Source organism: Moorena sp. SIO4A5, assembly GCF_010672005.1.
Taxonomy (GTDB): domain Bacteria; phylum Cyanobacteriota; class Cyanobacteriia; order Cyanobacteriales; family Coleofasciculaceae; genus Moorena.
In genome coordinates this window covers 1-7,121 of the sequence record NZ_JAAHHZ010000244.1, presented here as the reverse complement: position 1 = coordinate 7,121, position 7,121 = coordinate 1, and the positions used below count along the sequence as shown (strand labels likewise).

Annotated in this window: 5 protein-coding genes; 1 reads left to right on the top strand and 4 read right to left on the bottom strand. The window is 44.4% G+C overall.

The window, feature by feature from the left end; genetic code table 11:
• Window positions 1–246: 246 nt before the first annotated feature.
• The 3 genes from F6K57_RS33780 to F6K57_RS33770 all read right to left on the bottom strand — a co-directional run bounded on the left by F6K57_RS33780 (window position 247) and on the right by F6K57_RS33770 (window position 2,744).
• Window positions 247–621 (bottom strand): hypothetical protein, encoded by a 375-nt coding sequence (locus tag F6K57_RS33780; RefSeq protein ID WP_293045768.1) that lies wholly within the window; start codon window positions 619–621, stop codon window positions 247–249.
• Window positions 622–664: 43 nt separating this feature from the next.
• Window positions 665–787 carry a hypothetical protein gene (locus F6K57_RS33775; RefSeq protein WP_293072312.1) on the bottom strand — a complete coding sequence of 41 codons (123 nt, stop codon included), beginning with the start codon at window positions 785–787 and terminating at the stop codon, window positions 665–667.
• A 235-nt stretch (window positions 788–1,022) separates the two neighbouring features.
• A complete protein-coding gene (locus F6K57_RS33770) occupies window positions 1,023–2,744 on the bottom strand; it encodes an AarF/ABC1/UbiB kinase family protein (RefSeq protein WP_293072311.1) in 1,722 nt (573 codons plus the stop codon).
• 1,015 nt (window positions 2,745–3,759) lie between these two features.
• On the opposite strand from F6K57_RS33770, the gene F6K57_RS33765 reads away from it, so the two are divergent.
• The gene (locus tag F6K57_RS33765) at window positions 3,760–4,413 is read left to right on the top strand and encodes an ATP-binding protein (RefSeq protein ID WP_364305218.1); all 654 of its coding nucleotides are present in this window, start codon (window positions 3,760–3,762) and stop codon (window positions 4,411–4,413) included.
• Window positions 4,414–4,576: 163 nt separating this feature from the next.
• On the opposite strand, the gene F6K57_RS33760 is transcribed toward F6K57_RS33765, so the two are convergent.
• Window positions 4,577–7,121, bottom strand: a 2,545-nt coding sequence (locus tag F6K57_RS33760; RefSeq protein WP_293072310.1) for a M1 family metallopeptidase, incomplete at its 5' end; no start/stop codon positions are given.

Sequence of the window (7,121 nt, the reverse complement as noted above, 5' to 3'; positions counted from 1 at the left end):
GGAGTAGGGAGTAGGGAGTAGGGAGTAGGGAGTAGGGAGTAGGGAGTAGGGAGTAGGGAGTAGGGAGTAGGGAGTAGGGAGTAGGGAGTAGGGAGTAGGGAGTAGGGAGTAGGGAGTAGGGAGTAGGTAATGGGCAAAAGGCAAATTACCGATTACCGATTACCGATTACCGATTACCCACTAGTAGCTGACCGATAGTATGGGAAAAAACTCCCAATCACTAATGACAAATTAGTCAGTTTATAGTTATTCCCACGAATCTAAATCTAGAGCTTTGGAACCACCTCGCTCTAACTGAATCAATACGTTACCGAGTTGTGACCAAACTAGCCCACTAATAAATAAGGTCATAGGTATGGAAATTGAGTAACACAACCAATAGGGCAAGGCAAAAATTCCTAACCCAGAGGCTAGAAACAGGCAAATCCCAACAGCAATTCCCATAAATGGGAGAAGTAACTGGATTCCTTTAATTTCAGCCAGGGTTTGACTGGATTTGGTCTTATACCATTCCTGTACTTTTTCTTTGAGTGTAGCTTCAAAAGCTAGCCCACAGGTAATCCCAGCAAACAAACCAAAAATTAACAAAAAATAGGGTGGATCTGGCCAAAAATTATACACAAATAACTCCTAATCTTCATGCTTTTAGTGCCTGTGAAGATTATTACAAAAAATGATAGCAAAGGGAATAGGGAATAGGGAATAGGGAATAGGGAACAGGGAATAGGGAATAGGGAATAGGGAGCAGGGAGCAGGGAGCAGGGAATATGGTATCAAAAATTATCACAATTCCGACACGGATTGCTAAAGCTGGGAATGCTATCCGGTAGTTGTGGAGATCATAAAATCTTATAGTTTCCTAAGGTGGGCGAGGCGGGGCAATGATTTTTATCCGCGCTGTAACCCACCAAATTCTATAGCAGTTGGCAACCGGCGCTAATTACAATAACAACAAGTAGTGAATACTTAGGAGTAAGTAGTCATGATCAGGAATATCGTTGTCAGCCAGTTGGTCTGACACACTATTTGGTAGTAACAGCAGGAGCTTTGGGTAAAATAGCCCCAATCCCATCACTGGAAATAGTACTTAGTGCATTCAAAGCTACATTGAATAAACGTTCTGGTGGTAAATCATCTTTGACTAAGTTCCACAGACTCTGAATTTCGGCTCCATGGAGTTGGTCATCTTCGGTTAACGCTAACAACAGTTCACGTCGCAAAAACTGACCTTCCTCAGACAAGAGATACTGCAAACCAAGTTGAGCGGTTGGTAGCAAATCAAAGTTCTGATCAGAGCGAGCGATCGCAATCATATTTTCCAGTCGTTCCCACTGGAATTTACCGTCTTTGAACAACACCTCAATCAAACGCCGCCGCATTTGTGGGGTTTCACCGGTAAGCAGACGCTGAGCTACATAGGGGTAGGAAACCTCGACAATTTTGAAATTCGGATCTAAGCTCAGTGCCAGTCCTTCCTGAGTCACCAGAGAACGGATAATTAAGGAAAACTTGGCTGGAACCCGGAAAGGATAGTCGTACATCAACTCTGAGAACTGATCTGTGATCGTCTTGAAGTTGAAATCTCCGACACTTTCACCAATTGCTTCTCCCAACACAGCTTCTAAGGCTGGGATAATCGGCTGAATATCTGTGTTGGGTGCTAAGAAACCTAATTTAACAAAAGCCTGGGCTAATGATTGATAATCTTGATTAATTAGATCAACGACACAGCTGACAATGGTTTCTTTGGTATCCTGATCTAACTGATCCATCATGCCAAAGTCAATATAGCCCATGCGTCCATCCGGAAGGGCAAATAAGTTACCTGGATGAGGATCAGCATGGAAAAAGCCATGCTCTAACAACTGACGCAAACCAGAGGTGACACCGGTTTTAATCAAGCTTGCGGTGTCTAGTCCTAAGGCTTCAATACGTTCTGTATCGGTTAACTTGAAACCATCAATCCACTCTAGGGTGAGGACACGGATACTGCTGTAGCGCCAGTATATTGCTGGAACCTTCACAGTGGGGTCGTCTTGGAAGTTTAGAGCAAATCGTTCGGCATTGCGACCTTCATTGAGATAATTAATTTCCTCAAAGAGCTTAGTACCAAATTCATCTACAATCAAAGTTAGGTCATGACCGAGATTGAGTGGTAACCAGGGGGCAATCCAGCTAGCTGCCCACCGCATCAAATAAAGATCTAGGGTGAGGACAGGGCGTAAGTTAGGACGTTGTACCTTAACCGCCACCTCTTCACCGGTGTGAAGTTTAGCCCGATAGACTTGACCAAGACTAGCGGCTGCTACAGGTCTTGGGGAAATTTGGCTAAAGAGTTTTTGGATGGAGCGCCCTAACTCTTGCTCGATTATGGACAATGCGATCGCATTGTCAAAGGGAGGCAGCTGGTCTTGTAGTTTGATCAGTTCATCTAAAAAATCTTGCCGAATCAAGTCAGGGCGGGTGGAAAGAGCTTGTCCGACTTTAATAAAGGTTGGACCGAGGTTAGTCAGAAGTTCCCGCAGCTGTGTCGCTCGTTTTAACTTATTCTGCTCAGTCCGGTTGCGCCATTGGTCTAACTTAATACTAAAAACAAAGCTAGCGAAACCCCAGACAATCCTCAGGCAACGCCAAATCACTACCCAAGGTCTGGAACGATAGTAGCGGGCGATCGCTTGTGGATCATAGTACCTTTGGGGTTCATTAGACCGCTGTTCAGGAGATACAAGTTGATGCTGACTCACGCTGAGTATAGGCCTCTCTAAGAAATTTATAGTTTTTTATCTATCTTTTGCGTTTTATTAAATAAGTATACACTTGTACATATACTATAATTCGGTGTTTAAGTCCAATAGTTCATGTAGGGTGGGCAGTGCATCAGACAGATAATGAAGCTTGCAAACCACTTTGGTAGGCACTGCCCACCCTACGATTAATGACAATGGTGCAAGATCTCAGTTTAAGTCCAATCGAAGGTTTAGGGCAGGTTTTGCTACCAGGACAATTGAGAGTCCCATAGAAACCTACACCAGAAACTTGCCCATTTCCTGAACTTCCGATAGTCAATTATGGTCAATTGAGTAGATTACGCTCAAAATAACTGACCAGTCAAAATCACCCCCTCATCCCCTCATTCCCTGATCTGGTCATCTTCAGAGGAACTGGTCACAAATTTCTGCCAAGGTTTACTAGTCCTGTGTCATAGATTTTTTCTAGGTGCGCTTGACCCATTAAGAATTAAATTCCCCACGGGTCCCACCTCTTGATGCATATATCGGTAAAATTGTCAACTTCCATTATTACATTAACCGAGGCTCTAGCTTCGGATTTCAGCTCTGATTTGCGTGTTATCACCGACAGTCTTTAAATTAAAACTTCAGCAGAATCCTCCATGACGGGGCTAAATCAACAAAGCAACAATGGTGTCATATCGATTCCGCTGGTATCGTAGCGAAGCAGCATGGGCAATCTGTTGATTTATCGACGTTGATTTATCGACGTTGATTTATCTACACTATGCTGTTTCCGTGATTGCCCGAACCAAATCGGCACTAAGTACCTGGACAAAAATAAACCTCACTTCTTGATGCAAAGCGCGAGTGGGGGAAACCCCCTGTTCCGAAGCTGCATCGCTGTATTAACTTCTGTAAAGTTGCCAAAAGCCCCTCTGCTCCCAGCTCCGAACGCGCCCCGCGTGGCCCACGGCCTCAGTCCCTGCTCCCTATTTCAACAGTTAATTTTACTTTTGTCCGACTACTTATGTGTCATATGATCGTGCATGATTTGAGACATCCTTTGGCTAATATTATGATATATTTTGATATTTGGCAGCAAACTGAACTTCAAAAAAAACAGCAAAGAAAGACTGAACAAATCTTGAAATTAGCTCTCCAGCTGCGCTCAATGACGGATAACTTATTGATGATGGCGAAGTTACAATCGGGAAAACTTACGCTTAATCGAGACTTGGTGGATATCAATGCACTCGAACAAGAGGTAGTCTTAGATTTCCAAGCCATTGCTTACGAGAAAAACATTCAGCTAGTTAGCGATCTACCAGAATCCAGTAAGACTCTTTTAATTGATGCTAATTTAATCCGCCGTGTCTTAGATAACTTACTCTCAAATGCCATCAAATTTTCTCCTTCACAAAGTAAAGTTATACTGCAAGTATATTATCCAGTAGATCGGGAAACCAAAGCTATAATTCGCATTGCTGATTCTGGACCTGGGATTAATGAAGAATTGCGAAAACGTATTTTTGATAAGTACGATGTGGGAAATTTAATGACTGGAATTTATCAAACTGGTCTGGGATTAACATTCTGTAAAATGGCAGTTGAAGCCCATGGTGGTAGAATATTCGTAGAAAATAATCAACCATCGGGGTCAGTGTTCACTGTAGAAATTTAAGTATAAATTGTAAGCATTCAGCCGTCAGCCGTCAGCCGTCAGCCTTAGCCTTGGCCGTTGGCCACGCTACGCGAATGGCTGAGAGCTGAGAGCTGAGAGCTGAAAGCTGAGAGCTGAATGCTTACGAAATTTAATTAGAAGCTGTAAAAGAAAGACTTCATACTTAATTAGATTTGGCTTCCAGGTTTTCCAGGCGGCTTTTGAGTTCCTGATTATCTTTTTTGAGTTTGTCAAGTTCGTCCCGTAGCTGTTTAAGGGCTTTGTCAGAGCCAATGTTTTTCTGGACTTTCTGAATGGCTTCTTCTGCAATCCGACGAATTCGCCCATCAGGCGTATTCTCTAAAAGCGATCGCAAAATATCCATAGCTTTCGGGGTTTCCATTTTTCCTAGAGCCCCAACTATGGTGACTTGAGTCAAATAGAAGGTTTCACGGGACAGTTCTTCTAATTGCTCCAGGATCGACTCTATTTTATTGGGAGTCTGACCTTTAGAAATGTCTCCTAAAGATCGAATCGCTGCTAGACGAAGGGGTTGAGGTATGCCAGGAGTGGTATATTCCAAAATTACGTCTAGGGCAATGGGTGAGGATTTAATTTGACTTAAGCCAGCAATGGCACCGCTACGTACTACTTCATTCCAACCACTCCTTTCTTTGAGTACTTTTGTCAGCAATTGGATTACTTCATCTTCTCTATCCTTAAGGCTTGCCGAAACCATTCCCCCAAGTGACCTGGCGGCTGTTGCTTCTACGTAGTAGCTGGCATCCCCTTTTTCTAGTAATTGCTTGAGAGCATTGTAGCTTTCTAGAGTCTTCACCTCACCCAAGGCTTGGACAACGGCACGACGCACACGGAGATTTTGATCGGACAAGCCAGCAATTAAGGCGGCTTCGGCTTGATCTAGTTTTACCTTAGCTAATTGTTTGGCGACTTCTAAACGAACACCCCAGAATGAGTCACTCTTTAGGGCATCACACAAGGCTTTTACTGCTTCTAATCCTCCCTTTTTCGCCAAGGCTTTCCCTGCATAGATACGGGAGATGGGGTCTGGGTCAAATTTCAGCTGGGCTTTGAGCTCGGCTATGGGGTATTCTAGGGAAACGGTTTTCAGGTAATTATTCCCGTGGTCGAAACTAATCAAGTTAGGTTTTTTCCCCAGTGGGAAATAGAAACTTTGTTCCCGTTCATGAACCCTGACCGTAAATGTCTGTAGGCACGTTTCATTAGACGTTTCCACAGGAGAATCGTCTTCGAGCTGGGTGTAACCAAAGGCAATCGGGATTTTGAGGTCAAATAGCTCACTATCGCTACCCGTGTTACTATCTTTTGCCTGAGTTTGGGTTACTGTAACTTTAGCCAACTGGCTATCCCCATCCCAGGAATAGGCAACTTTGTATTCAGGATGACCCCCCCGGAAGACGTACTGGTCAAATAGGAATAACAGATTACGACCGGTAGCTTTTTCAATCGCCCTTAGCAGGTCAATGGTTTCTACGGTTTTGTGAGCATTATCTTTAACAAAGGTTTGGATGGCTTTCCAGAACAAGTCTTCCCCTAACTCTGCCCGAATCATATGATAGACGCAAGCACCTTTTTCATAAAGGTGCCTATCGTAGAGTTCCATAGCTTCTCGATAGACATGGGTCACCATGGGGCGGCGGTAACGAGAACTATCTTCTGAGATATAGCTACGTGCTTCATTGAGTAGGTAGTAGGCAGCATCATCTTTACCATACTCATGTTCGGTCCAAAACACTTCTGTGTAGGATGCCATGCCTTCCTTAAGCCAGGCATGGGACCAGTGTTTAATCACCACTAAGTCCCCAAACCACTGATGAGCAAGTTCGTGAACCACAAGGCTTTCAGTCCGTTGGTTATCGATAGCTGCTCGTTCATCAAGCAAGCAACGGTCTGTTAACAGAGTGGTGGAGGTGTTTTCCATACCACCAAAGATGAAGTCTTCTACACAGACTTGGGCGTATTTCGGATAGGGGTAGGGATAGCCAAAGGTTTCACTCAAGAACTCTATCATTCCAGGGGTTTTGCCCATGCTGCGGCGAGCATCCTGCTCTCGCCCCTTCTCGACGTAGTAGTTGACTGGTTTGCCCTGCCATTCATCCCGAATTTCCGCAAAGTCTGCTACTGCTAGAGTCATCAGGTAAGTGGGATGAACTTCTTGCTGCCGCCAGTGGTATATGGTTTCATCCCCGTCTTCTTCTGTAGCAATTAGTTCCCCGTTGGAGATAGCAATCAGGGGTTTTGGCACTCTAACGCGGATTTCGGAGGTAGCAAGTTGACCAGGATAATCGAAACAAGGGAACCAGTAGCGAGAGTCTTCATCTTCTCCTTGGGTCCAAACTTGGGTGGGTTTGTTGGGGTAGTGTTGGTTTGGATGAATGAAGTAAATACCCCGCTGGGGGTTGTCTACACTGTATGCGATCGCAATCTTAATCGCTTTTCCAACAACAACCGGGTTAAGTAGCTGAATCTTTAGTTGTTCCCCGTCATACTCAAAGGGTTGGGGGATTTGGTCAACCTGCACTGAGGCGATAGTCAAGTTGACCGCATCAATTACTAGCTGTTTAATGCCGCGTATTGGGTTGAGGGTGATAGTGCAGGTACCGCTAACGCTTTGGAGGGGGATATCCAGAGTTAAATCCAGGAAAATATGCTCCACTTGTCCTGGGCGGTCAGGATTGTATTGGGGT